The sequence below is a fragment of the Bacillus sp. SIMBA_074 genome (assembly GCF_046534555.1).
In the GTDB taxonomy this organism is placed as follows: Bacteria; Bacillota; Bacilli; order Bacillales; family Bacillaceae_G; genus Bacillus_A; species Bacillus_A mycoides.
The window spans coordinates 1-238 of record NZ_JAWRYM010001177.1; the positions used below are offsets into that span (position 1 = coordinate 1).

The following is a 238-nucleotide window of genomic DNA, read 5'->3' on the forward strand; positions in this document are numbered from 1 at the left end:
GATGTCAGCGTCCAGCTTTCGCAGGCGTGTTTCCTTGAGAGCAATACAACAGAGGAAGCTGATGAGGCAGACGCCTGAAAGGACCGCGCCGAACGCATAAGTGCCATACGCCGCGATAATGGGTGCCGCGACAAGTGGCGGCAAAGCGCCCCCGATGATCCCCGATGCGTTGTAGCAGACGCCAACCGCCGTGTAACGATAGCGGGTCGGAAACAGCTCGGACATAAATGCGCCAACG

1 pseudogene is annotated in these 238 nt (G+C 58.8%); it reads right to left on the reverse strand.

Going from position 1 to position 238, the window contains the following annotated elements:
• A pseudogene (locus SB773_RS34450) lies at positions 1–238 on the reverse strand (hypothetical protein); the annotation flags it as partial.